Annotated in this window: 18 protein-coding genes and 3 tRNA genes; 15 read left to right on the top strand and 6 right to left on the bottom strand. The window is 66.8% G+C overall.

All coding sequences use genetic code 11. The annotated features are described in order from the left end of the window. Window positions 1–34: 34 nt before the first annotated feature. Both ACZ9CK_RS02460 and ACZ9CK_RS02455 read right to left on the bottom strand, forming a co-directional pair. Window positions 35–604, bottom strand: coding sequence for a PadR family transcriptional regulator (locus ACZ9CK_RS02460; RefSeq protein ID WP_476049141.1), 570 nt, complete (start codon window positions 602–604; stop codon window positions 35–37). 50 nt (window positions 605–654) lie between these two features. Continuing rightward, on the bottom strand, window positions 655–1638 hold the full coding sequence (locus ACZ9CK_RS02455) for an NAD(P)H-quinone oxidoreductase (RefSeq protein WP_426302201.1): 984 nt from the start codon (window positions 1636–1638) through the stop codon (window positions 655–657). Between the two features lie 103 nt (window positions 1639–1741). On the opposite strand from ACZ9CK_RS02455, the gene ACZ9CK_RS02450 reads away from it, so the two are divergent. After that, window positions 1742–1829 (top strand) — tRNA-Ser (locus ACZ9CK_RS02450). 157 nt (window positions 1830–1986) lie between these two features. Continuing rightward, the gene (locus ACZ9CK_RS02445; protein WP_476049140.1) at window positions 1987–2724 is read left to right on the top strand and encodes an SOS response-associated peptidase; all 738 of its coding nucleotides are present in this window, start codon (window positions 1987–1989) and stop codon (window positions 2722–2724) included. A 24-nt stretch (window positions 2725–2748) separates the two neighbouring features. Here ACZ9CK_RS02445 and ACZ9CK_RS02440 read toward each other — a convergent pair whose 3' ends face one another. Further along, window positions 2749–2955 carry a hypothetical protein gene (locus ACZ9CK_RS02440; RefSeq protein ID WP_476049139.1) on the bottom strand — a complete coding sequence of 69 codons (207 nt, stop codon included), beginning with the start codon at window positions 2953–2955 and terminating at the stop codon, window positions 2749–2751. A gap of 69 nt (window positions 2956–3024) precedes the next feature. On the opposite strand from ACZ9CK_RS02440, the gene ACZ9CK_RS02435 reads away from it, so the two are divergent. The 5 genes from ACZ9CK_RS02435 (at window position 3025) to ACZ9CK_RS02415 (ending at window position 10204) form a co-directional block, all read left to right on the top strand. Then, window positions 3025–3294, top strand: coding sequence for a hypothetical protein (locus ACZ9CK_RS02435; protein WP_476049138.1), 270 nt, complete (start codon window positions 3025–3027; stop codon window positions 3292–3294). 94 nt (window positions 3295–3388) lie between these two features. After that, complete coding sequence (locus ACZ9CK_RS02430; protein ID WP_426302198.1) at window positions 3389–4174, top strand: VOC family protein; 786 nt, start codon at window positions 3389–3391, stop codon at window positions 4172–4174. Between the two features lie 162 nt (window positions 4175–4336). Next, window positions 4337–4852, top strand: coding sequence for a septum formation family protein (locus ACZ9CK_RS02425; protein WP_426302197.1), 516 nt, complete (start codon window positions 4337–4339; stop codon window positions 4850–4852). Between the two features lie 141 nt (window positions 4853–4993). Further along, complete coding sequence (locus tag ACZ9CK_RS02420; protein ID WP_476049137.1) at window positions 4994–5488, top strand: septum formation family protein; 495 nt, start codon at window positions 4994–4996, stop codon at window positions 5486–5488. Between the two features lie 219 nt (window positions 5489–5707). Then, window positions 5708–10204 carry an ExeM/NucH family extracellular endonuclease gene (locus ACZ9CK_RS02415; protein ID WP_476049136.1) on the top strand — a complete coding sequence of 1499 codons (4497 nt, stop codon included), beginning with the start codon at window positions 5708–5710 and terminating at the stop codon, window positions 10202–10204. 116 nt (window positions 10205–10320) lie between these two features. Here ACZ9CK_RS02415 and ACZ9CK_RS02410 read toward each other — a convergent pair whose 3' ends face one another. Then, window positions 10321–12264: an FAD/NAD(P)-binding protein gene (locus ACZ9CK_RS02410; RefSeq protein ID WP_476049135.1), complete on the bottom strand. Its 1944-nt coding sequence runs from the start codon at window positions 12262–12264 to the stop codon at window positions 10321–10323. Between the two features lie 62 nt (window positions 12265–12326). On the opposite strand from ACZ9CK_RS02410, the gene ACZ9CK_RS02405 reads away from it, so the two are divergent. Both ACZ9CK_RS02405 and ACZ9CK_RS02400 read left to right on the top strand, forming a co-directional pair. Beyond that, a complete protein-coding gene (locus ACZ9CK_RS02405; RefSeq protein ID WP_476049134.1) occupies window positions 12327–14723 on the top strand; it encodes a prolyl oligopeptidase family serine peptidase in 2397 nt (798 codons plus the stop codon). 70 nt (window positions 14724–14793) lie between these two features. After that, window positions 14794–14882, top strand: a tRNA-Ser gene (locus tag ACZ9CK_RS02400). Between the two features lie 83 nt (window positions 14883–14965). On the opposite strand, the gene ACZ9CK_RS02395 is transcribed toward ACZ9CK_RS02400, so the two are convergent. Continuing rightward, window positions 14966–17125 (bottom strand): RecQ family ATP-dependent DNA helicase, encoded by a 2160-nt coding sequence (locus ACZ9CK_RS02395; RefSeq protein WP_476049133.1) that lies wholly within the window; start codon window positions 17123–17125, stop codon window positions 14966–14968. A 138-nt stretch (window positions 17126–17263) separates the two neighbouring features. Here ACZ9CK_RS02395 and ACZ9CK_RS02390 point away from each other — a divergent pair, with 138 nt between their 5' ends. The 4 genes from ACZ9CK_RS02390 (at window position 17264) to ACZ9CK_RS02375 (ending at window position 21164) form a co-directional block, all read left to right on the top strand. Continuing rightward, complete coding sequence (locus ACZ9CK_RS02390; RefSeq protein WP_426302191.1) at window positions 17264–18682, top strand: phosphomannomutase/phosphoglucomutase; 1419 nt, start codon at window positions 17264–17266, stop codon at window positions 18680–18682. A 15-nt stretch (window positions 18683–18697) separates the two neighbouring features. Further along, the gene (locus ACZ9CK_RS02385) at window positions 18698–19177 is read left to right on the top strand and encodes a hypothetical protein (RefSeq protein WP_476049132.1); all 480 of its coding nucleotides are present in this window, start codon (window positions 18698–18700) and stop codon (window positions 19175–19177) included. Between the two features lie 121 nt (window positions 19178–19298). Continuing rightward, the gene (locus ACZ9CK_RS02380; protein WP_426302189.1) at window positions 19299–19769 is read left to right on the top strand and encodes an RrF2 family transcriptional regulator; all 471 of its coding nucleotides are present in this window, start codon (window positions 19299–19301) and stop codon (window positions 19767–19769) included. 234 nt (window positions 19770–20003) lie between these two features. Continuing rightward, entirely contained in the window at window positions 20004–21164 is a 1161-nt protein-coding gene (locus tag ACZ9CK_RS02375; RefSeq protein WP_476049131.1) for a globin domain-containing protein, read from the top strand. Between the two features lie 99 nt (window positions 21165–21263). On the opposite strand, the gene ACZ9CK_RS02370 is transcribed toward ACZ9CK_RS02375, so the two are convergent. Then, the gene (locus ACZ9CK_RS02370) at window positions 21264–23090 is read right to left on the bottom strand and encodes a phosphoenolpyruvate carboxykinase (GTP) (protein WP_476049130.1); all 1827 of its coding nucleotides are present in this window, start codon (window positions 23088–23090) and stop codon (window positions 21264–21266) included. 295 nt (window positions 23091–23385) lie between these two features. Here ACZ9CK_RS02370 and ACZ9CK_RS02365 point away from each other — a divergent pair. Both ACZ9CK_RS02365 and ACZ9CK_RS02360 read left to right on the top strand, forming a co-directional pair. Further along, window positions 23386–23459 (top strand) — tRNA-Arg (locus ACZ9CK_RS02365). Between the two features lie 278 nt (window positions 23460–23737). Then, a complete protein-coding gene (locus ACZ9CK_RS02360) occupies window positions 23738–24916 on the top strand; it encodes an amidohydrolase (protein WP_476050841.1) in 1179 nt (392 codons plus the stop codon). The last annotated feature ends 3 nt before the right edge of the window (window positions 24917–24919 follow it).

Raw genomic sequence — 24919 nt, 5'->3', positions numbered from 1 at the left:
ACCCAGACAAAGCGAGTCAAATGGAAACCGCGGTTCAGCCGGTGGCTGCCGGCCCGGCGTCGGGCAGGACGGCGGCGATCTGCCCGGTATGGACCAACCGGGCCTCGCACAGGTCCAGCCAGCGCAGCTCGGCCTCGAGCTGGAACACGAGGGAATCCAGGACAATGAGCCGGGCAGTGTCCGCGGTCCGCGGCGCGCCGGAAACATCCTTGCGCAGCTGGCTGAGCTCCTGCAGCCTCGCGAGCGAGGCTCCCCGCTGCTCCTGGATGATCGCCGGCAGGTCCGTTCCGGGCAGGGTGGCGGCGAGCGACAACTTTATGGCGAGCTCGTTCCGCGGCGGGGCTTCCCGGCCCACCGCCGTCGAGAGCCATCCCCCGATTTCGTCCCGGCCCGCCGGGCTCAGGCTGTAGATGACGTGTCCTTCGCCGTCGGCCCCTTCCCTGGTGACCAGGCCGTCGCGCTCCAGCCGGTCCAGCGTGGAGTAGACCTGCCCGATGTTCAGCGGCCAGACCGCACCCGTCCGGGCCTCGAACTCGGACCGCAGTTCATAGCCGTAGCGGGCCTTGTCCTGGAGCAGTGCCAGGATGCTGTGCCGGATTGCCATGGTCCTCCTTTGCGGCCGCTGCCGTTCTCGCGGTTCAGAGAAGCAGCGGTTCAGAGAAGCAGGAGCACCTTGCCCACGTGCTCGCCGGAATCGAAGTACTGGTGGGCTTCGCGGACCTGCTCCAACGGAAACGACCTGGCCACGAGCGGCTTGATGCGGCCGTCGCCGAACATCGGCCAGACGTTCTCACGGACCGCGTTCATGATCATGCCCTTTTCCGCGGTGGGGCGGGACCGCAGCGTGGTTCCGATGACCGCAGCACGCTTGCTGAGCAGCTGGCCGAGGTCGATCTCGCCCTTGGCGCCGCCCTGCAGGCCGATCACCACCAGCCGCCCGTAGTCAGCCAGCGCGTCGATGTTCTGCTTCAGGTATTTCGCCCCGACGACGTCGAGGATCACGTCCGCGCCCTTGCCGCCGTTTTGTGCCTTGAGGCTTTCCGCGAAGTCCTCTTCGGCGTAGTTGATCACGATGTCCGCGCCCAGGAACGCCTTGGCGGTGCCGAGCTTTTCGGCCGTGCCCGCGGTGGTGGCCACGACCGCCCCGTAGGCCTTGGCGAGCTGGATGGCGATGGTGCCGATGCCGCCGGTGGCGCCGTGGATCAGCACCGTTTCGCCCGGCTGCAGCTGGGCGGTCATGACCAGGTTGGAATAGACGGTTGCCGCCACCTCGGGCAAAGCGGCCGCGGTGACGAGGTCGACGCCGTCGGGCACTTTGAGGACCTGTTCGGCAGGGACGGCGACCTGCTGGGCGTAGCCGCCGCCGGACAGTAGCGCCACCACTTTGTCCCCGACTGTGAACGGTTTGCTGACGTCCGGGCCGAACGCCGCGATGCGGCCGGAAACCTCCAGGCCGGGCACCTCGGAAGCTCCCGCCGGCGGCGGATAGAAGCCGCGCCGCTGCTGGACATCCGCGCGGTTCAGTCCTGCCGCGACGACGTCGATCAGCACCTCCCCGGGACCGGGAACCGGCGCGGGAACCTCACGGACCTCAAGGACCTCAGGCCCTCCGGGTTCCGAAATGTAGACGGCTTTCATGCGTGCTCCCGATTTCTTGCTTGCTGGTGCGCGGCCGCGGCGGCCAAAGAGCGCGCTGCGGGTTTTTGAAGCAGCCAACTCCCTATGAAACACTACTAGGCAGGGAAGGTTGTCCGAGCGGCCTATGGAGCTGGTCTTGAAAACCAGTGTGCGGTAACCCCGTACCAAGGGTTCAAATCCCTTACCTTCCGCGCAGCGCAGTGTTTGCGCAGGCCAGAGGCCGGTTGACGGCCCACTCCGGTGGGCGGTTGCCGGCCTTCGGTGTTTCCCGGCTGCTTTGGCCGGCCTTGCCTTGCCCTCCCCTTTCCCGGGCTGGCGCCCCGCCGCCGAGTGCGTGAGAATGGCCGCATGTGCGGACGATTCAGCGTCGGTTTCGAGGCCGACGACCTTTCCCGGAAGCTTGATGCCCTGCTCCGGGACGACACCGTGTACCCCTCCCCTGCCCTCCAGTTCAATCCGACCGATCCCGTCACCTTCCTGCGCGGGCGCGCCGGCGACGACGGAGCGCTCCGGCGGGAGCTCGCCGTCGGGCGGTGGGGGCTGATCCCGAGCTTCGCGGAGTCTTTCGAATCGCGGCTGCCCAGTTGGAACGCGCGTTCGGAGACAGCGGCATCGCTGCCCAGCTTCAAGGGTTCGCTCCAGAAGTGGCGGGCCATGGTGCCGGTCTCGGCCTACTACGAGTACAAGAAGTCCGGCCCCGGCCGCAAGGACCCGAAGCAGCGGTACATCGTCGAACCCGCCGACGACATCATCACCTTCGCCGGCCTGTTTGCCTTCTGGCGGGATGAATCCATCCCCGACCGCAAGGACCCGAGGGCCTGGCGGTTGTCCTGCAGCATCCTGACGATGCCCACACCGCCTGTTGAGGCGCATGAGGGCCTGCACAATCTGCACGACCGGCTACCCGTTCCCCTCGCGCCGGGGATGATCAATGACTGGATCGATCCGGAAGAGAAGGACGGCGCCGGCCTGCTGGACGCCGCGCTGTCCGAAGCCTACGGCGTCGCTTCCTCCTGGAAGCTGCGCCCCGTGGACCTCGTGGACGGGAACACCCGGCTGGTGGAGGTCCCCAACCCGGTGGCTTGACGGCGCCATACGGCGAGCGGGCAGCTAGGCCTTTCCCGGCGAGTTTGGGCTGCCCCGGGCCACCCGCAGGTCCCGCCGCACATCCGTATCCTTCAGCCAGGTATGCCGTTCCCCCGGTTTGAAAGGATCCGGCCACCACTGGACCAGGACCCGGCCCGGCGCGGTCCGCACCACCATGGCCGGCACGTACTGCCCGAACCGCGGCCATTCCAGGTAGGCGAGCACCGGCACCTTCCCCACTTTGGAGAGAGCCTGGGTTTCCCGGGGAAGGGGCGTCTTCGCGGCGTTCAGGGGTGACAGGTGAAGCCGCTCCCCGGGGCCGGCCCCGTTCCCTGCGCCCTCATGCTCTGCGCCCTCACGTTCTGGGTCTGCATGTCCTGGGTCCTCATGTCCCGGGTCCTCATGCTCTGCGCCCTCATGCCCTGGGTCTGCATGTCCTGGGTCCGGGGCGCCGCCTTGCGCGGAGGCGGCTGGAAAGCTGTCTGCAGGCATGCCCGAAGGCTACGCCGGGGTACCGACAGCAACAAGGATTCCGGCCCGGACGGCGCCGGTTCGGCTCCCGATCATTGAATCTGTCCGACCCCCGGCATAGGGTGCTGTCTGTCTCCACCAAATGCCAAAAAATGCGGGGCAATCCGCCCCGGAACAAAACTCAAGGAGCAACATGCCCACCCCTGAGATCACGCCCGGCGCACCCTGCTGGATCGACCTGATGACCTCGGACACCGAAAAGGCCAAGGACTTCTACAACGCGCTGTTCGGTTGGAGCTACGAAACCGGCGACGAGGAAAAGTACGGCGGCTACATCACCGCCTGGAAAGACGGCAAGATGGTGGCCGGCATCATGCAGAAGCAGGACGACATGGGCGCCATGCCGGATGTCTGGTCCACCTACCTGCGCACCGACGACATCAAGGCCACCACCGCGGCAGCGGCAGCCAACGGCGGCCAGGTGTTCCTGGAGCCCATGGAAGTGCCGGAGCAGGGCAGCATGGCGATGGTCGCCGACCCCTCGGGCGCAGCGATCGGGCTCTGGCAGTTCGGCGAGCACAAGGGTTACCAGCTTGCAGCGGAAACCGGTGCCCCGGCCTGGCACGAACTCCACTCCAAGGACTACAAGAACGCCGTGGCCTTCTACCAGCAGGTCTTCGGCTGGGAAACCACCGTGGTAGGCGACACCCCCGAGTTCCGCTACACCACGCTCGGGGCGGGGGACGACGCCAAGGCCGGAATCATGGACGCTTCGGGATTCCTGCCTGCACAGGTGCCCTCCTACTGGACGGTGTATTTCGCGGTGGACAGCGCGGACGCAACCGTCGAGCAGGCGCTCGCCCTGGGCGCCACGGTCGTCCAGCCTGCGGAAGACACCCCGTTCGGCCGCCTCGCCGCGCTCACCGATCCCACAGGGGCGGTGTTCCGCCTGGTCCAGGACGTCAACCTCGAAGGCTAGAAGAACCACAGCTTCCCGGCCGGCACCTTGCCGGCCGGGAAGCCGCTTCCGCCGGCGCAGGGGGGAACGGCCGGCACTACCCGCACCCGAACCGGATCCCAGGCTCCGCGCCGTTCGCCCGGCAGCCCGAACGGCCGCAGACCTGCTGAAATGAGGACCACGATGTCCGTCACACGCACCACCACGCACCGCAACCCCAAGAACACCGTGGCCGGGGCCGCCATCCTGTGCACGCTCACCCTCACCTTGGGTGCATGCTCCCTGCTGGGGAACGGGGACGCGAAACGCGATTCCTCCGGCGTGGCCACCGAGTCGTCGAAGGCCGACGCCTTCAAGGTGAAGGTGGGCGACTGCCTGGAGAAACCCGACGGTTCGGAAGTCCAGGACGTCACTATCATTCCCTGCCCCCAAGACCACGATTTCGAGGCCTTCGCGGCGACGAACCTGGAGGACTCCGCTTATCCCGGGGACGCGGTGATCACCCAAAAGTCCGAGGACTTCTGCAGCAAGGAGTTCGCCACCTTCATCGGGAAGCCCTTCGACGAATCCGGGCTCGAAATGACCTACTTCTTCCCTACCCGCGAGAGCTGGAAGACCGGGGACAAGGAAATTGTCTGCCTGGTCGGCGGGGCCGCGGGTGCGCAGAGCAAGGGAAGCCTGAAGGGCTCCAGGAAATAGCACCAGCCCGTCACCGCACGGGCAACGCATTGGCCGGCATCGGGGGATCAGCCGGCACAACCTCCGGGTCCCCCACAACTCAATGATCGCGGGCATGCCGGGAACCCGGTTTCCCCGATCCAACGAAGGATGGGGGACCTGATGTTGTCACTTTCACGGCGCGCCGGAGGAGTTGCGGCCCTTCTGGTGGCTGTTTCCCTGGCCTTGGCGGGATGCAGCCTGATCCGCAGCGGCGACGCGCGCAGGGACGAATCCGGTCGTCCCACCGAATCCTCAAAGGCAGACGTACTCAAACTGAGGGTAGGCGACTGCATTTCCGGGAAAACGGAAGGTGTCGTCGGAGACGTGACGGTCATTCCGTGTGGCCAGGAACACGAACTCGAAGCCTTCGCCGCTACGAAAATGAGGGATGCCACCTACCCAGGGGCAGACGCCGTGAGCGAGGAAGCAGACGATTTCTGCTTCGGCGAATTCACGGCCTTCATCGGCAAAAGCTACGAGGAATCCACCCTCGAGTATCGCTACTTCCAGCCCACGGCCCTCAGCTGGCATTCCGGTGACCGCGAGATCCTCTGTCTGGTCGGCAAACCCGAAGGCGCCCAGAGCAAGGGAACCCTGAGGGGATCCAGGAAGTAGCATCGCCGAGCCACCGGCCGGCAACCCCGGGTTCATTTTGTGCTGCTCGAATGCCACGAACGATTCTTTACTCCCGGTAAAGTTCGAGCGCGGGATGCCATCCGGAAGTCCCAGCATCAACTAGTCCTACCCCTGTACGGTCCGATCACCGTCGCCAGGCACAACGCGGCGCACGGTGTGCCCTGAACCCGATCGGTTCTCGAGAGAAAGTCAGAACGGATGCATAGCAAACACTGGAAGTTCCTGGCCGGATCGGCGCTGTCGGCAGCCTTGCTGGCGGCGCCGCTAACCGCCTTACCCGCGGCAGCAGAAGTACCCGCCGCCCCCGGCATCGTCATCAACGAGGCTTACCTCAGCGGCGGAAGTACCGGAGCCGCATTCAGGAACAAGTTCGTGGAGCTCTACAACAACAGCGATGCCGCCGTGAACCTTGGCGGCTGGTCCCTGCAGTACCGCTCTGGAACCGGCACCTCAGCACCCAGCGGGATCACTTCCCTGTCCGGAAGCATCCCGGCCAAGGGCCACTTCCTCATCAAGGGAGCCAGCAACAACGCGAGCTCCACGGCCCCGGAACTGCCGGCCGCCGATGTCGACGGGTCCGGCACCTTCAATCCTGCAGGCACCAGCGGAACCATCGTCCTGGCCAAGCAGGCAACGGCAGTGAATCCCCTGCCCGTGGGATCGGTCACCGGGAACCCTGCCGTGGCCGACCTCCTCGGCTACGGCACCTCGAACACCTTTGAAACCGCCGCTGCCGCCGCACCGGCGGGGAACACCGACGTCAAGAGCCTGAATCGCAGCAACGGCGCGGACAGCAACAACAACTCCGCCGATCTCGCGCTCAGCGCCGCCATCACTCCGACCGCCTCGGGCACCGTCACCACACCGCCGGTCGAGCCAGGCGCCAGGACCATCGCCGAAATCCAGGGCACCGGAGCCGCGAGCCCGCTGGCCGGCAGCACCGTCAGCACCCGCGGCAAGGTCACCGCCGTGTACGCCACAGGCGGCTTCAACGGCTACTACGTCCAAACGCCCGGCAGCGGCGGGGACACGGATCCGGCGGCCAGGACGGCGTCGGACGCCCTGTTCGTCTATTCACCGGCGACGGCGGCGTCCGTGCATGCCGGCGACTACCTGGAACTCACCGGCGCGGTCAGTGAGTTCGCCAACCAGACCCAGCTCACCGTCGAGGCCGCCGGGCTGAAGGTGCTGGCCGAAGCCGCGCCCGAGGTGAAGCCCAGCAACTTCGCGCTGCCCGCCGACGACGCCACCCGCGAGCGCTACGAAGGAATGCTCGTTGCCCCGCAGGGCGCGTACACCGTCACGGACAACTATGCCCTCAACCAGTACGGCGAAATCGGCCTCGCGGCCGGAACCACTCCCCTGGTCCAGCCGAACGCGGTGGCCGCCTACGGTACCCCGGAGAACGCCGCCGTCGTAGCCGATAACGCCCTGCGCGGCATCAAGCTCGACGACGGCGCCTCCACCAACTTCCTCAAGGACGCCACCACGAAGGCCCTGCCGTTGCCCTACCTCAGCGGCAGCGACCCCGTCCGGGTCGGTTCGGCCACGACCTTCCGCACCAACGTCATCCTGGGCTACGGCAACAACTCGTGGAAGTTCCAGCCGCTCTCGCAGCTCACCCCTGCAACTGCCGAAACGGTCCAGCCGGCGTCCTTCGCCGCCAGCCGCCCTGCCGGCCCGGCCGATGTGGGCGGAAACCTGAAAATCGCGTCCTTCAACGTGCTGAACTACTTCCCCACCACCGGCGACCAGCTCACCGGCTGCAACTACTACACGGACCGGGACGGTAACCCCATCACGGTCAAGGACGGCTGCAACGCCCGGGGCGCCGCCAACGCGGAGAACTTCGAGCGCCAGCAGGCCAAGATCGTCGCCGCCATCACCAAGGCCGGCGCCGACGTCGTGTCCCTCGAAGAAATCGAGAACTCCGCCCAGTTCGGCAAGGACCGGGACGACGCCCTGGCCAAGCTGGTCCAAGCCCTCGACGTCAAGACGCCGGGCGTGTGGGACTACGTACGGACTCCCGCCAACGCACCGCCGCTGAGCGACGAAGACATGATCCGCACCGCCTTCATCTACAAGAAAGCCAGCGCCGAACCGCTCGGCGAATCGATCATCCACAACGACACCGTGGCCTTCGCCAGTGCCCGCAAGCCGCTCGCCCAGGTGTTCAAGCCGGTCGGCGCCGGGGATGACAAGAAGTTCATCGCGATCGTGAACCATTTCAAGTCCAAGGGCTCCGCCGCGACCCCGGACGACACCGACAAGGGCCAGGGCGCATCCAACCTGGCCCGTACCAAGCAGGCCCAGTCCTTGCTTGCTTTCTCCAACGAACTGCAGGAGTCCAAGGGCACGGACAAGGTGTTCCTGATCGGCGACTTCAACGCCTACTCCCAGGAAGACCCCATCCGGGTCCTCAGCGAGGCCGGCTACACCGACCTCGAGGCCGGCACCGGCAAGCACTCCTACCTGTTCGGCGGCATGGTCGGGTCCCTGGACCACATCCTCGCCTCACCGGCTGCCAAGGCCACAGTGACCGGCACGGACATCTGGAACATCAACTCCGTGGAGTCGGTCGCCTTGGAATACAGCCGCTATAACAGCAACGTGGGCAACTACTACGTGGCGGACGAATTCCGGGCCAGCGACCACGACCCCGTGCTGGTGGGGCTGAACCTGCCCGTCACGGAAACCCCGGAGAGCGTTGACCTGCAGTTCCTGGGCATCAACGACTTCCACGGACGCATTGACGGCAACACGGTCCTGTTCGCCAGCACCATCGAACAGCTCCGCGCGGCAGCCGCCCCCGGCAGCACCGCGTTCCTCTCAGCGGGCGACAACATCGGCGCCTCCCTGTTCGCCTCCGCCATCGCCAAGGACCAGCCCACCATCGATGTGCTGAACGCCCTTGAACTGAAAGCCTCCGCGGCGGGCAACCACGAGTTCGACGGCGGCTGGGCGGATCTGCGCGACCGCGTCATCGCCGGCGGTGCCAACGCGAAGTTCCCGGTGCTCGGCGCCAATGTCTATCAGAAGGGCACCACCACGCCGGCGCTGCCCGAGTACACCGTGCTGGACATGAGCGGGATCAAGGTGGCCGTGATCGGCACGGTCACCCAGGAAGTGCCCACCCTGGTGACCCCCTCCGGCATCACCGAACTGGACTTCGGGGATCCGGTCGACGCCATCAACCGGGTTGCCGCGAAGATTCAGGCGGAGAAGCTCGCCGACGTGATCGTCGTCGAAAACCACGACGGCGCCAGTGCAGGGACGCCGGACGGCGCCACCCTGGAGCAGGAAGTCGCCGCCGGCGGCCCCTTCGCGAAGCTGGTCAAGGAAACCAGCCCGGACGTGGCCGCGATCTTCACCGGCCACACCCACAAGGAATACGCCTGGGACGCCCCGGTGTACGACGCCAACGGCCAGCCCACCGCCAGGACCCGCCCGATTGTCCAGACCGGCAACTACGGCGAGAACATCGGCCGCATCACCCTCACCGTGGACACGGCCAGCAAGGCCGTCACGGCGTACACCGCAGCCAACGTCAAGCGCATCACCACGGACCTCTCCGGAACGTACCCGCGGGTGGCCCAGGTGAAGGCGATCGTCGACAAGGCACTGGCCGAGGCCGCCGCCGTCGGGAACCAGCCGGTGGGCGCGGTCACCGCGGATATCACGACGGCGTTCACCGCGGACCCCGCGGGCGGCGCGCCGAAGCGGGACGACCGCGCGAGCGAATCCACGCTGGGCAACCTCGTGGCGGACTCCCTGGTGGACGCGCTCAAGGCGCCGGAGCTGGGCGGCGCCGAGATCGGCGTCGTGAATCCCGGCGGCCTGCGCAACGAGCTGTACTACGCGCCGGACGGGACCATCACCTACGCCGAGGCCAATGCGGTGCTGCCTTTCGTGAACAACCTCTGGACCACGTCGCTCACGGGTGCCCAGTTCAAGACCCTCCTGGAACAGCAGTGGCAGAGCAACCCCGACGGCACGGTGCCGAGCCGCCCGTACCTGCAGCTGGGCCTGTCCAGGAACGTGAACTACACCTACGACGCCGCCCGGCCGGCAGGTGACCGGGTCACCTCAATCCGGGTCGGCGGCGAGCTGATTGACCCGGCGAAGTCCTACCGGATCGGCACCTTCAGCTTCCTGGCCAGCGGCGGCGACAACTTCCGCATTTTCAAGGAGGGCGCCAACACCAGGGACAGCGGCTTGGTGGACCGGGATGCCTGGATCAAGTACCTGCAGGCCCACAAGCCCGCCTCGCCGGACTTCGCCCGCCGTTCGGTGGCCGTGGTCAACAGCACCTCTGCCGAGGTCAAGGGCGGCGAGGCGATCACGCTGGCGGTTTCCAAGTTGGACCTGACCTCCCTCGGCAGCCCCGTGAACAAGTCGCTCACGGCGGTGTTCACCGATGCCAAGGGAGTGGCCACCCAGCTCGGTTCGGTGCCGGTGAACTCCGGCGCCGCTGCTGTGAACCTGAAAGTCCCGGCAGCAGCCGCCGCGGGCACGGGCACGCTGGTGCTGACCGCCGTCGAGTCCGGAACCGTGGTGAAGGCCGCGGTGCAGGTGGCCACGCCGCTGCCGCCCAAGTGCACGGCCCCGGTTCCACCCACCAAGTGGTACGACGTCATCGGCTGGATCCGGTACGCAATCGCGTGGCTCGAATACCAGAAGTGCCTGAAGGGTTAAGGCCCGCCTAGCACAGCCGCTGAGCATGCCCTCCCCTGAGGCCGAAGAATGGACATATTGGCATTATGTCCATTCCTCAGGGCGAGGGGAGGGCATGTCCCTTCCGGCTGTGGAGCTCAGAGCCCCAGGATGGCCCGGGCGATTTCGTCGGCGTCGCGCAAGGTCCGCTGTCCGCTGCGGTAGGCCGGGCCGTCCACGGGCACGGCTTCGGCGGCGATGGCCGTGCCCCACTGGTTGGCGGACAACTGCAGGCCCAGCACATACATGCCCTTGGTCACCGATCCGTTGGCGCCCACGGCACGGTACGGATGCGGCTCCACGTCCAGGCCGGTGGCCTGCACGGGGCTGCCTTCGGCGCCCAGCATGACCTTTGGCCGCACCAGGCCTTCGGCCAGCAGCTGCCGCATGAGCGGGGACGCCGTTGTGCCCACCCGGTTGGCGGGGGCCAGCGCTTCCACAAGGGTCCTCGCCGTGGCAGGAGGCCCGCCCACCCAAGGGGACGACGCTGAAAAAAGCCGTTGCGCGCGGTCGACACTGAAGCGCGGATCGGGGCCGGTGAAGCTGACGACGCCGGCCCGCGCCAGGGCTGCCAACTGCTCCACCCGCAGGGCGGGTGGCCCGCTGGCCAGCCCTTCGACGAAGGACTCGAACCAGCCACGCAATTCGCCAAGCCAGGACTCATCGGTGATGCCGCCGTCGGCCACCACGCTCTTCAGCACGGCCCGGCCGGTATGCAGGGCACCGATCGCCATCTTCATGGGGTCTGTTTCGCCTAGGGCGGAGCGCCGCGCGTCGTCGTCGAGGTATTCGACGACGGCGGCGTCCAGCTCCCGCCGTCCGGCAAAGGACCGCCCGGCAAGGGGTGCAGCGAGGCCCGGCAGGTCCAGGCGGCGCGACGCCGCCACGTGCTTGGTCACCAGCTCGTCGACCCGTTTCTCCCAACTGCCGGCGGCGTGGGCGTGCGGCTGCAGGGCATCCTCGAGCGCGGCGAGGAACTCCTCGGTGTCGCTGACCGCGGCCGCTTGGGCGGCTGCGAGCGTGGAGTAGTAGGCCCAAAGGGTATCCCGGTGCAGCAGGGGCCAGAGGTCGTGCTCGAATCCGGGCTGGATCCCGGCCGCGGTGAAGCGGGCCACGGCGCGCTCGTTCAGGTAGCGCAGCCGGATGGATTTCGGGTAGTAGCCGTCCAGCCCGGCCTTGGCCCGGTACGGGGTGCCGCGCCTGGAGGCGGCGATGATGATCGGTTCCCGTCCGGACGGCAGGTACTTCAGCGTTCCCGGCCCCTCACCTGCCGGCTCGAACCGTCCTCCGCGGCCCACGCTCAGCTGCACCATGACGTCGAAGAAGTTCAGTCCCATGCCGCGGACCAGCACGGGTTCGCGGTCCGGCACCCGGGACCAGTCGACGTCGGCCGGTGCCGCCGGCGGCAGGTACAGCAGTCCCAGCCCGGCAGCGGCGCCGGCGAAGGAGCGCTGTTCGGCGTTCAGCTGCGCTTCCAGGTGCCCGAGGGCCAGGACCACCGCGTCGGCGGCCAGGTGTGTGCCGGAGTCAAGTTCGACGTCGAACGCGGACGTCCCGTCCGGATCTTTCCGTACCGAAACGGCGGCGTTGCGGTGGAAGGTGAGCCCGACGCCGTCGGGCTTGCGTTCCAGGAGCGCGTCCAGCGTTTCGCTGAGGTACCGCCCGTAGATCGCGCGGCTGGGAAAGTCACCGGAGCCGAGCGCCGCGAGTTCGGACTGTTCCTCACTGCTGAGGCCATGGCCGTGGTCCCGGCGGCGGGCCCGCCACTGCTCGAAGGTGCCGCCCGCCAGCGGGGCAGCAAGTGAGGCGTCCTCGGGAATGAGGGTGGGATAGAACGACTGCGTGTTCATCAGGTACAGGCGCGACTGCCCGGGCTGCCAGACCCGTCCGGGGCCCGCCGGGTACGGGTCAACGACGTCGATCTGCAGGGTGTGCCCGGCCGGCGCCGAAGCCGCCCAGTTCGCGAACAAACGCTCCAGGACACTGGTGCCGCGAGGCCCTGCACCGATCAATGCCACTTTGGTTTTCTGCGAATTGCCCACCGCCCAAGCTTACTTTCACCGTGGCTTGCTTCCCCGTCAGCAGGGCACCCTAGGATGGGGCCATGACCACCACAACAGCTGGGCAAAGCCCTGAAACCGGGTCGAACGAGGGCACGGAGCCGGACAAGGACGCGGGGGCCGCCAGGACCATTGCCCCGGAGCCTGTTGACGAGAACATCTGGCTTGAGGAGATCCACGGCGAGGATCAGCTGGCCTGGGTCCGGGAACAGAACGCCCGTACCGAGGAACTGCTCGAAGACGAGGACTTTGCCACCCTGGAGGCCGGGATCCTGGAGGTGCTGGATTCCACGGACCGGATCGCCATGGTGACCAAGCGCGGCGGGCACTATTACAACTTCTGGCGCGACAAGCTGAATCCCAAGGGCCTGTGGCGGCGCACCACCTGGGAAAGCTACCTTAGCGACGACCCCGAATGGGACGTGTTGCTGGACATTGACGCGCTTGCGGCCGCGGAAGACGAAGAGTGGGTCTTCCACGGGGCTTCGTTCCTGCGCCCCGCCGAGGGCCAGCCCTACAAGCTCGCCATGGTGTCGCTCTCGCCCGACGGCGGGGACGCCAACCGCTACCGCGAGTTCGACGTCGAGCAGCGCCGTTTCGTGGACCCCGCCGAGGGCGGCTTCGACCTTCCGGTGGCCAAGGGCAACATCAGCTGGCTCGATGCCGACACCCTGCTGGTGGCAAGCACGGCCGGCGAGCTGCCCAAGACCAGTTCCTCCTACGCCCGCACGGGCGTGAAGCTGTCCCGAGGCCAGAGCCTGGACCAGGCCGAACGGCTCTTCGAGATCCCGGAAGAACACATGATGGCCCTCGTGGCCCACGACTCCACCCCGGGTTTCGAGCGCACCTTCGCGGTGGACTGGATCGACTTCTTCAACCAGCGCACCTACCTGCAGCGCGACGGCGGGTGGCTGGAAATCGAGGTTCCCACCGACGTCAACATCAGCACCCACCGCCAGTGGCTGCTGTTCCGTCCCCGCCAGGACTGGGCCGTTGCCGGCGCTTCGGTGGACGGCGGATTGCCCGCGGACACGGTCTTCCCGGCCGGTTGCCTGCTCGCCGCGGATCTGGAGGACTACCTGGATGGCGCCAGGGATTTCACCGTGCTGTTCACCCCGGACGAGCGCACCTCCCTGCAATCCTGGAGCTGGACCCGGGACTTCCTGGTCCTGAACCTGCTCAGCGACGTCTCCTCGCAGATCCTGGTGCTCGACCCCTCTCGTCCGCCCGCGACGGGCCGGCACACGGCCGGCGAACCCGGCGCCTTCGAAGGCGCCGGCGACGGCTTCGACGGCACGGTGGCAGCCGGAGGTTGGGCCATGGCGCCGCTGGATGCTTGCCCGCCGCTGCACGATGTCAACGCCTACGCGGTGGATGACGAAGACGAAAGCGAAGGCGCAGGCAACGACTTCTGGCTCGTGGCCACCGGTTTCACCACTCCCACGACCCTGATGCGCGGCACCCTCACGGCTGCGGAGGGCATCGCCGTCGCCAGCACGCACGCGGTCGTGAAGTCTTCGCCGTCGTTCTTCAACGACGGCGACTACGAAGTGCAACAGCATTTCGCGGTGTCCGCGGACGGCACCAGAGTGCCATACTTCCAGATTGCGTCCAGGGATTTGGTGCTCGACGGCGGCAATCCCACCCAGCTGTCCGGTTACGGCGGCTTCGAGGTTTCCCGTACACCGGCTTACAGCGGGGCGATCGGCCGGTCCTGGCTGGAGCGGCGCAGTGGGGCCGTCGCGGGCAAAGCCCGGGGCGGCGTGTACGTGGTGGCGAACATCCGCGGCGGCGGGGAGTACGGCCCGGCCTGGCACCGGGCGGCCCTGCAGGAAAAGCGGCACCGCGCCTACGAGGACTTCGCGGCCGTGGCGCAGGACCTGATTTCACGTGGGGTGACCAGCCATGAACGGCTGGGCTGCGCGGGAGGCTCCAACGGCGGGCTGCTGGTGGGTAACATGCTGACCCGGTACCCGGAACTTTTTGCTGCGGTTTCCTGCGGTGTGCCCCTGCTGGACATGCGCCGTTACACCAAGCTTTCCGCCGGATACTCGTGGATCGCCGAGTACGGAGACCCGGACATCCCGGAGCAGTGGGAGTTCATCCGGACCTTCTCCCCGTACCATCTGCTGCACGACGGCGTGGACTACCCCGAGACGTTCATCTGGACCTCCACCTCCGACGACCGCGTCGGCCCGGTCCAGGCCCGCAAGATGGCTGCACGGATGCAGGCGATGGGCATCCCGAATGTCTGGTTCCACGAAACCCTGGAGGGCGGCCACGCAGGAGCTTCGGACAACCGGCAGGCCGCGGCACTGCAGGCCCGAAGCCAGCAGTTTCCTGTGGCGCGCCCTCACAGCAGGTACCGCCGAAAGCAGCGTGAACGGCGTCCGCGGCTAAGGTGCCGGAGACCGTCCGGCGACGGTCTCCGGGCGCCGTAGCCGCAGGAACCGGCCGTTTTGCGCTGTACGCCGTGTTCTGCGTATCCTTGGTGGGCTAGCAATAGCAATTGGAGACGTGCCAGAGCGGCCGAATGGACTTCACTGCTAATGAAGGGTCGGGGTTAAACTCGACCGGGGGTTCAAATCCCCCCGTCTCCGCGTTTGGCCCCGGTCCTGGACCGGGGCCTTTTGCGTACCCGGGGGTCTTGTCTAGCGCGCCCCGTCAGCCCGCCCGCGCCCCGTCAGCCCGCTTGGGCGAGGACGAGCGGCAGCACCGCTCCTGCCCCGGCCTGCCGGAGGGCACGGCCGGCAACCGTCACACTCCACCGGCTGTCCACCAGGTCGTCAACCAGCAGGACGCTTCGTCCGGCCAGCGGGGCAAGTGCCTCCGCGAGCTCCGGGCCTACCACCAGGCGGTCCCAGACTCCGGCCAGGCGGTAGGCGCTGTTGCCTCCCCGGCCGCCGGTGGGTCCGCCGTGCTGAAGCTGCAGGGAACCGAGGTAGGGCATCCGTCCTATGCCGGCGATTCCCCGGGCCAGGGAGTCCACGAGCAACGGCTTGCTGCGCGAAGGCAGGCTGACGACGGCGGCCGGACGCTCCTGGCCACTCCAGCTGCCTTGGCCAGCGCTCCCTGTGGCCCATTCCTTCAGCACCTGGACGCAGGCCTGCAGCATGGCCGGATCCACCCCGCGGTCCGCGGCCCCCGCCGCGAACAGTTCCCGCAGGGCACCTCCCCAGCCAAGGTCGCTCAGGCGGGCCAAGGCTCGGCCTTCCGCGACGGTTTCCCCCGCCTTGATCCTGCCCTTCACGGCCACGCCCAGGCGGTCCATGCCACTGGGCCACTGCAGGCGCGCTTCAACGGCAACGCCTGCGCGGCTGAGCGTCCGGCCCGCGGCGTCGGCCGCTTCTGCCGCGATGTCCGACGGGAACCAGCGCCCCGCACAGTTGTCGCAGCGGCCGCACGGGCGCGCCGAATCGTCGTCCAGGACGGCGGTGATGTACTCCATCCGGCAGCCTGCAGTGTCCTCGTAGATGATCATCGAGTCCTGTTCATCGACCCTGGCCTCGGCAATCCGGGCGTAGCGTTCGGCATCGTAGAACCACGGTTGCCCGGTGGCCCGCCAACCGCCGCCGACCCGTTCCACTGCCCCGTCCACGGAAAGGACCTTCAACAGGAGCTCCAGGGGTGTGCGGCGCAGATCGACACGGGCCTCGAGGGCAACCGTGGACAGCGCGGTCCTGGCCTCCCCCAGCACCTGAAGCACGGCCGCAGCCTTTTCCTCGGAAGGCATGGAGGCGGTGGCAAAGTACTGCCAGATATCCCGGTCCTCCTGGCCTGGAAGCAGCAGGACGTCCGCGTTCGCGGCACCACGGCCGGCTCGGCCAACCTGCTGGTAGTACGCCACCGGGGAGGACGGTGCGCCGAGGTGGATCACGAAGCCGAGGTCCGCCTTGTCGAAGCCCATGCCGAGCGCCGAAGTGGCAACGAGCGCCTTGACTTGGTTGTCCTTGAGGCGCTGTTCCGCCCGCTCCCTGTCCGCAGGGTCCGTGCGCCCGGTGTAGGCGAGGACCTCATGGCCGGCCCCCGCCAGGAGCCTTGCGGTGTCCTCGGCGGCGGAGACGGTCAGGGCGTAGATGATGCCGCTGCCGGGCATGTCCGACAGGTGCGTCAGCAACCAACCGAGCCGGTCCCGTGAATTGGCCAGGTTCAGTACGCCGAGCCGCAACGATTCCCGCCCTAGGGAACCGCGGATGGTGAGCACCCCGGCGCCAAGCTGTTCCTCGATGTCGTGGACCACGCGCGAGTTTGCCGTGGCCGTGGTCGCAAGGACCGGGACGGTGCCCGGCAGGCGGCCGATCAGGTCCGCGATGCGCCGGTAGTCGGGCCGGAAGTCATGCCCCCAGTCGGAGATGCAGTGTGCTTCATCGATCACCAGAAGACCCGTGCGGCGGATCAGTTCCGGCAGCTGGTTCTCCCGGAACGTGGGGTTGGTGAGGCGTTCGGGCGAGACCAGCAGCACGTCGACTTCATCGGCCGCGAGCTGCGCGTGCACGGTGTCCCAATCCAGCTGGTTGGCCGAGTTGATCGCCACCGCCCGGACACCGGCGCGGGCCGCCGCTGCCACTTGGTCCCGCATCAGCGCCAACAGGGGCGACACGATGAGGGTGGGCCCGCTCCCCCGCCGCCGCAGCAGCAGGGAGGACACGAAGTAGACGGCCGATTTTCCCCAGCCGGTGCGCTGCACCACCAGAGCCCGGCGGCCGGCGTCAACGAGCGCCTCGATGGCCTCGTACTGGCCGTCGTGGAATCCTGCTTCCGGGTTGCCGACAAGCTCCCGGAGGACCTGCAGGGCTTCCTGGCGGGTGCTGGTGATTTCTGCGGTGTTTGGCTCCTGGGACATGGTTTCAGTATTCCAGCCGGGTCCGACAGCAAGTACCCGGGACCTTCGCTATGTGGACAACGGCGAAAGTTGTGAAGTCTGTCCACATACGGGGTCCGTGTGGGCGCCCGGCACCGCCGCCACAGTAGGATTGAGCGCGTGACTAGCGAGCAGAACAACACTTTCGACCTCTCGGCTTCCTTCAAGGCCTACGACGTCCGGGGCATCGTCGGCGAGACCATCAGCGCGGAAATCGTGAAAGCCGTCGGCGCCGCTTTTGTCGACACCCTTGGCCTTGCCGGCGAGACCGTCCTGGTCGGTGGGGACATGCGGCCGTCCTCGCCCGAGTTCATCAAGGCATTCGCCGACGGCGCATCCCGCCGCGGTGCCGATGTCCAGCTCCTGGACCTGATCTCCACCGATGAGCTCTACTACGCCTGCGGCGCGCTGAACGCAGCCGGGGCCACGTTCACCGCAAGCCACAACCCGGCCCAGTACAACGGCATCAAGATGGCGAAGGCCGGCGCCCAGCCGATCTCTTCGGAAACCGGCTTGAAGGAGATCCAGGCCCTCGCCGAGCAGTACCTGAACGAAGGCAAAATTCCCGAGGCGGAGACGCAGGGAACCATTGCCGTCCGCGATGTCCTGAAGGACTACTCCGCCTACCTGCGCAGGCTGGTGGACCTCAGCGGATCCCGTCCGCTGAAGGTGGTCGTCGACGCCGGCAACGGCATGGCGGGCCTGACCACCCCTGCCGTCCTCGGCGACGCCCTGCTCCCGGCCCTGCCGTTCGAAATCGTTCCGCTGTACTTCGAGCTGGACGGCTCCTTCCCGAACCACCCGGCCAACCCGCTCGAGCCGGAAAACCTCCGCGACCTGCAGGCCGCCGTCGTCAAGCACGGCGCGGACATCGGCTTGGCGTTCGACGGCGACGCCGACCGCTGCTTCGTGGTGGACGAAAAGGGCGAGCCCGTCTCGCCGTCGGCCATCACCGGAATGGTGGCGCGCCGCGAAATCGCGCGGGCAAAGGCCGGCGGCGAGGAAGTCCCGGTCATCATCCACAACCTGCTGACTTCCAAGGCCGTTCCGGAGCTGATCGAGGAAGACGGCGGCCGTCCGGTGCGCACCCGCGTTGGCCACTCCTTCATCAAGGCGGTCATGGCCGAGGAAGGCGCTGTGTTCGGCGGCGAACACTCCGCGCACTTCTACTTCCGTGATTTCTGGAACGCCGACACCGGCATGCTCGCTGCCATGCATGTCCTGGCCGCCCTGGGCGAGCAGGACGGACCGCTGTCCGAACTCGGCCGCCAGTACGAGCCCTACGTTTCCTCCGGTGAGATCAACTCCGAAATCGAAGACAAGGCAGCCGCGATCGAGCGCGTCCGTGCCGACTTCGAGGGTGAAGACATCGACATCGACCACATGGACGGCAGCACCTTCAGCGCGAAGGACGGCAGCTGGTGGTTCAACCTGCGTCCTTCCAACACTGAGCCCTTCCTGCGCCTGAACGCCGAGGCCAAAGACGCCGAAACCATGAGCGCGGTCCGCGACCGCGTTCTGGCCATCGTCCGCGGCTAGCAGGGAAGCAACGCCATGCCTGAAGACATCTCCCCCGACGCCGTTCAGCCGGATGCCCAGGAAACGGAGGACGCCCAGGAAACCATCTCGCGCGAACTGCGCGAAGTCCTGGGCGCCGCCCTCGGCACAGCCCAAGAGCACATGGAGCAGAACGGCGGTTTCCTGCCTTTCGGCGTCACCCTCGCCGACGACGACGAACTGCGCCTCGTGATGATCTCACCGGGTGAGCTGGATGCCGACGGGAACATCGACGCCGAGACGATGCTCACCGACGTCATCGAACTCCTGCGCCAGGGCCGCGAGGGGTACCGGGCTGTGGCGTTCGCAAGCGACGTCACCCTTCCCGAGCACGGCACGGACGGCATCCACGCCGCTGCCGAGCACCGCAGCGGCGGCCTGATGGCCGCCGTCGTGCCCTATGACGTCACGGCTGAAGGCTTCAGCTTCCGCCCGCTGGAGGCAGACGGCCACGACGCGGCGGTCTGGACGGACTAGCTTGCCCGTCCTCGCAATAGCGGCCGGAATCCGGGCCGAAATCCGGCCAGGGCAGCCCGGCGGGACCGGTTTCCGGAGACCCGTTTCTGCATCAACGCCAAGCGCTGCCTAAGCTGAAGGCATGAAAATCAACGCGTTCGCCGATGTGAGCCTGCGCGCCGTCATGGTGCTGGCGGCGGCTCCGGGGGGCGCCCTGCTGACCACCCAGGCGGTGGCGGACGCCGTGGGAACTCCCTACAACCACGTCAGCAAGGCATTGGCGAGGCTGCGCGAGCTGGGGCTGATCGCCGTCGAACGGGGCAGGAACGGTGGATCACAGCTGACAACTGCCGGCCGCCGCGCGACGGTTGGCCAACTCCTGCGCCAGCTCGACAGCAGGCAGGATCCGGCCGAATGCCAGTCGCCCAACGGCGACTGCCCGCTCATCACCGAATGCAGCCTCCGGCGCGCCATGGGGCGCGCCCGCGAGGCCTTCTACCGCGAACTTGATTCCGTCGTGATTTCTTCCCTCCCCCATGCCCGCCAGATGGAACCCGTTTTCCACACGATCGGGCTGCGGCCGGACTTCCAGGAGCCGGCAGCCCGGCGCTGAGCGCGACGGCTGCCCGCATCTGAGCGCCGCCTGCGCGGCTGAGCGCGACGGCTGCCCGCATCTGAGCGCCGCCTGCGCGGCTGAGCTCCGCCTGTGCGGGCTCCCGCTGCAGCCCCAGACGCCGATTTGCACATCTTTTCTACGAAGAGTAGAAATTGATCCATAAATACTCGTATTTGAAATGCGTGTATTGATCGCCCGGGCGAACCGCCCGCCTAACCCGCAGGAGAATCAATGCTTTCCGAAAAGTCGCGTCCTGTCATCGAAGCCACTCTTCCCCTCGTCGGATCGAGGATCGGAGAGATCACCGCCGACTTCTACAAGCGCCTTTTCGCGGCACATCCGGAATTGCTGGATGGACTCTTCAGCCGCTCCAACCAGCGCTCCGGCGAACAGCAGCAGGCTCTCGCCGGAAGCATTGCGGCCTTCGCCACGCATCTGATCAACAACCCGGGCACCCTTCCCGAAGCCGTACTGTCACGGATTGCCCACAAGCACGCTTCCTTGGGAATCCGGGAGGAACAGTACGGCGTGGTCTATGAGCACCTTTTCGCAGCCATCGCCGCGGACCTGGCCGATGTCATCACCCCGGAAATCGCAGAAGCCTGGACCGAGGTCTACTGGCTCATGGCGGACGCACTCATCAAGATCGAAAAAGGCCTCTATGCGGCCCAGGCCAATAACCGGATGTGGATGCCCTGGCGCGTGGCTGCCACTACCCCGGCCGGGACGGACGCCCTGACCTTCATCCTTGAGCCGGCGGACGAAACCCCCGTCACGCCTGCATTTGCCGGCCAGTACATCAGCGTCAAGGTCCAACTGCCGGACGGCCTGCACCAGGTCCGCCAGTACTCGCTCTCGGCGGACGCCGGCACCAGCCGGACCTTCACCACCAAGCTCAACGACGGCGGCGAGGTTTCCACAGCGCTGCACAACGGCGTCGAGGCCGGCGACATCCTCCAGATTTCAAACCCCTATGGCGAGATCACGCTGAAGGAGGGGGACGGTCCCCTCGTCCTGGCATCCGCCGGCATCGGCTGCACGCCGATCGCCTCGATCCTGCGGTCCCTGGCCGATACTGCGACCGGGCGCCAGATACTGGTCCTCCACGCCGAGAACTCCATGGAGAGCTGGGCACTGCGGGACCAGATGACTGCGGACGTCGAGAGGATCGACGACGCCGAGTTGCAGCTCTGGCTCGAGGCTCCCCAGCCCGGAACGAAGGAAGGGTTCATGTCCCTGCGGGAGGTGGACCTGCCGGCCGACGCGTCCCTTTACCTGTGCGGGCCGCTTCCCTTCATGAAGAAGATCCGCGATGAAGCCATCGACGCCGGCATCCCGGCCACGCGGATCCACTACGAAGTGTTCGGACCGGACGTCTGGCTCGCCAACTAACGGCGGGAACAAACCCAAAACACGACGGCGGCCCGTCACCTTCCCAATAGAAGGTGACGGGCCGCCGTCGTCTTAAGGACGCCGTTGTCCTTAAGAGGTCTAGGCCAGTCGGCTCTTCAGTCCGTCCAGCTCGGCCTGCAGGGCCGCGGGGAGGGACTCGCCGAACTTCGCGAACCATTCCTCGATGGAGGCCAGCTCGGTTTCCCATTCGGCCGGGTCCACGCGGACGGCCGCTTCGACCTCAGCCGGGGTCATGTCCAGGCCTTCCAGGTCGATGGACGCACCGGTGGGAACGAAACCGATGGGGGTCTCGACGGCGTCGGCCTTGCCTTCCAGGCGCTCGATGGCCCACTTGAGCACACGGGCGTTGTCTCCGAAGCCGGGCCAGGCGAAGCCGCCCTCGGCCGTACGGCGGAACCAGTTCACCAGGAAGATCTTCGGCAGGCGCTCCGGGTTGGCCTTGGCGGACAGGTTCACCCAGTGGTTCAGGTAGTCGCCTGCGTCGTAGCCAATGAACGGCAGCATGGCCATGGGGTCGCGGCGGACGACACCGACGGCGCCGGCTGCGGCAGCCGTGGTTTCGGAGGACAGCGTGGAGCCCATGAAGATGCCGTTGGACCAGTCGCGGGCCTCGGTAACCAGCGGGATAGTAGTCTTGCGGCGTCCGCCGAAGAGGATGGCGGACAGCTCGACGCCTTCGGGGCTGAAGTACTCCTCGGCCAGCATGTCGATCTGGTCGATCGGCGTGCAGAAGCGGGAGTTCGGGTGGGCCGCCGGGGTTCCGGACTCGAGCGTCCAGGAGTTGCCCTGCCAGTCGGTCAGGTGCGCCGGAGTTTCCTCCGTCATGCCTTCCCACCACACGCCGCCGTCGTCGGTCAGCGCCACGTTGGTGAAGATGCTGTTGCCCTTGGCGATGGCGCGCATGGCGTTCGGATTGGTCCCCCAACCGGTGCCCGGAGCAACCCCGAACAAGCCTGCTTCGGGGTTGACGGCACGGAGCTCGCCTTCCTTGCCGAAGCGCATCCAGGTGATGTCGTCGCCGAGGGTCTCGACCTTCCAGCCCTTGATCGTGGGATCAAGCAACGCGAGGTTGGTCTTGCCGCAAGCGGAGGGGAACGCAGCAGAGACGTAGTAGGTCTTCTGCTCCGGCGAGGTGAGCTTGAGGATGAGCATGTGCTCGGCCAGCCAGCCCTCGTCACGGGCCATGACCGAAGCGATACGCAGGGCGTAGCACTTCTTGCCCAGGAGGGCGTTGCCGCCGTAACCGGAACCGAAGGACCAGATGGACCGCTCTTCGGGGAAGTGCACGATCCACTTCTCCGGGTTGCACGGCCACGAAACGTCGGCCTGGCCGGCCTCCAGCGGCGCACCCAGGGAGTGCAGGGCCGGCACGAAGAAAGCGTCAGTCTCGGTGATGCGGTTAAGCACGTCGGTGCCGATGCGGGCCATGATGCGCATGGAAGCCACCACGTAGGCGGAGTCGGTGATCTCGACGCCGAACTTGGGATCCTCGGCATCCAGGTGACCCATGACGAAGGGGATCACGTACATGGTGCGCCCGCGCATGGAGCCGGCGAACAGTCCGCGCAGCTTCTGCTTCATCTCGGCCGGGGCCATCCAGTTGTTGGTGAAGCCTGCGTCGCGCTCGTTCTCGGAGCAGATGAAGGTCTGCTCTTCGACGCGGGCAACGTCTGCCGGATCGGAGAACGCCGCGAAGGAATTCGGGAAGGTCTCCGGGTTCAGCGGCTTCAGCGTGCCGGCAGCGACGAGTTCCTCGGTCAGGGCCTTGTATTCGCCCTCGCTGCCGTCCACCCAGTGGATGCGGTCAGGCTGGGTAAGTTCAGCTACTTCCTCAACCCAGGCCAGCAGGCGTGCGTGCGTGGTGGGTGCCTTCTCAAGCAGCGGCAGTCGCGCCAGGTCGCCCATTGCAGTTCCCTTCGTCGGGGTCGGTGGTGTGTCCTAAATGCTAGGTCTCGCGGAGTAGACCATTTAGGCCTAGGACATGGGATCTCATGGGCCTTTCGGAGCAAACCCCCGGAAAATCAACGCTTGCGACCCAAAAACCGGCGATTTTAGTGAGCAAGGTCACATAGACCGGTATAGTTGTCCAGATTACATGCCGTCGATTTGGCGGATAGGCGGATCTCGCGTAAAGTTTATTGAGGTTCGGGGGGCGAGCGAAAAAGCGAAGCCCACGAACCACGGTGTGAAAGCACAGAATGCGCCCATAGCTCAGCTGGATAGAGCGTCTGTCTACGGAACAGAAGGTCAGGGGTTCGAATCCCTTTGGGCGCACAGACAAGGCCCGTACCGCTTCGGCGGTACGGGCCTTTTTCGTTGTCTTTTTTCGTCATAGAGCTCGACGGCGGCCCGGACTTCCGGCAGGTGCGGCGGCCCCTCAATACGGTGGAATCCGGCAGCCGCAGCGCGGCACCGCGCATCAACGCCGAAAGAAACGAGACCTGGCCATGACCGAGGCACTCCCCCAGTACGACAACCAGTCCGGCATCCAGCCCGATGGCGCACTCTCTGCCGCACTCCGCGGAGAGCTCAGCGAGGAGCTCCGCGGCCGGATGCACTCCATGTACAAGCATCTGCACGCCAATCCCGAACTCTCCATGCAGGAGCACGCTACGGCGCGCTTCATCGCCGAGCGGCTCGACGCCCTGGGCATCGGCAACTTCGCCTGCGGCAGCACAGGCGTCGTAGGCGTGCTGAACAACGGCGACGGACCGGTGATCGGATTCCGGGCGGACACCGACGGTTTGCCGATCCTTGAAGACACGGGCCTCGACTACGCCAGCACGGCGCGCGGAATACTGGCCGACGGAACCGGGGTGCCGGTAATGCACGGCTGCGGCCACGACACCCACGTCGCCACGCTGCTGACGGCGGCCGAACTGCTGGCCGGTGCAACGGAGTCCTGGAGGGGCACCGTCGTCTTCATCTTCCAGCCGGGCGAAGAAACCGCCGCCGGGGCGCAGGCCATGATCGAGGACGGAATCTGGGACAAGGCACCGCGCCCGGAAATCATCTACGGCCAGCACGTCATGGGCAACGAGGCCGGGACCATCAACATCAGCATCGGCAACGCCATGGCGATGGCCGACTCCTTGAAGGTCACGGTGTTCGGACGGCAGTCCCATGGTTCACAGCCCCAGGTGGCCATCGACCCGATCGTCCTCGGCGCCCAGATGGTGCTCCGGCTCCAGACGATCGTGTCCCGGGAGGTCCACCCGCTGAAGGCAGCGGTGGTGACAGTAGGCACCTTCCACGCCGGGTTGAAGGAGAACATCATCCCCGCCACCGCCGAGTTCACCCTGAACATCCGAACCCTGGAGCCGGAGGTCCGCGCCCAGGTCCTGGCGGCCGTCCGCAGGATCATCCTGGCGGAGGCCGATGCCTCCGGTGCGCCGCTGCCGGAGATCACGGAGCTCTACACCTTCCCGCGCAACTACAACCAACCCGCCGCTACCGAACAGCTGATCGAGGCCTTCCGCGCAGCGCTGGGGGCGGAAAAGGTGGCCGTAGTGGAGCCGATGATGGGCAGCGAGGACTTCGGCGCCTTCGCCGAGGCGATCGGCGTGCCGTCGGTGTACTGGATGTTCGGTGGCATGAGCCGGGAAGTGCTCGACTCCGGCCGGCCTGTACCGATGAACCATTCGCCGTACTTCGCCCCGGTCATCGAGCCGACTCTGAGCACGGGCGTGCGGGCGGCCCTGGCGGCGATCCTGTCCAAGCTCGGGAAGTAGTAC

This window comes from Arthrobacter sp. TE26545 (genome assembly GCF_056279005.1).
Note: the sequence above shows the minus strand (reverse complement) of the source record. Positions and strands in the feature narration are given on the sequence as shown.

Excerpts from the sequence above, each read along its gene's own strand:
- ACZ9CK_RS02445 (WP_476049140.1), top strand. The coding sequence starts at position 1,987 with ATGTGCGGACGATTCAGCGTCGGTTTCGAGGCCGACGACCTTTCCCGG.
- ACZ9CK_RS02430 (WP_426302198.1), top strand. The coding sequence starts at position 3,389 with ATGCCCACCCCTGAGATCACGCCCGGCGCACCCTGCTGGATCGACCTG.
- ACZ9CK_RS02405 (WP_476049134.1), top strand. The coding sequence starts at position 12,327 with ATGACCACCACAACAGCTGGGCAAAGCCCTGAAACCGGGTCGAACGAG.
- ACZ9CK_RS02460 (WP_476049141.1), bottom strand. The coding sequence starts at position 604 with ATGGCAATCCGGCACAGCATCCTGGCACTGCTCCAGGACAAGGCCCGC.
- ACZ9CK_RS02370 (WP_476049130.1), bottom strand. The coding sequence starts at position 23,090 with ATGGGCGACCTGGCGCGACTGCCGCTGCTTGAGAAGGCACCCACCACG.
- ACZ9CK_RS02420 (WP_476049137.1), top strand. The coding sequence starts at position 4,994 with ATGTTGTCACTTTCACGGCGCGCCGGAGGAGTTGCGGCCCTTCTGGTG.
- ACZ9CK_RS02385 (WP_476049132.1), top strand. The coding sequence starts at position 18,698 with ATGCCTGAAGACATCTCCCCCGACGCCGTTCAGCCGGATGCCCAGGAA.
- ACZ9CK_RS02380 (WP_426302189.1), top strand. The coding sequence starts at position 19,299 with ATGAAAATCAACGCGTTCGCCGATGTGAGCCTGCGCGCCGTCATGGTG.
- ACZ9CK_RS02375 (WP_476049131.1), top strand. The coding sequence starts at position 20,004 with ATGCTTTCCGAAAAGTCGCGTCCTGTCATCGAAGCCACTCTTCCCCTC.
- ACZ9CK_RS02395 (WP_476049133.1), bottom strand. The coding sequence starts at position 17,125 with ATGTCCCAGGAGCCAAACACCGCAGAAATCACCAGCACCCGCCAGGAA.
- ACZ9CK_RS02415 (WP_476049136.1), top strand. The coding sequence starts at position 5,708 with ATGCATAGCAAACACTGGAAGTTCCTGGCCGGATCGGCGCTGTCGGCA.
- ACZ9CK_RS02455 (WP_426302201.1), bottom strand. The coding sequence starts at position 1,638 with ATGAAAGCCGTCTACATTTCGGAACCCGGAGGGCCTGAGGTCCTTGAG.
- ACZ9CK_RS02425 (WP_426302197.1), top strand. The coding sequence starts at position 4,337 with ATGTCCGTCACACGCACCACCACGCACCGCAACCCCAAGAACACCGTG.
- ACZ9CK_RS02360 (WP_476050841.1), top strand. The coding sequence starts at position 23,738 with ATGCACTCCATGTACAAGCATCTGCACGCCAATCCCGAACTCTCCATG.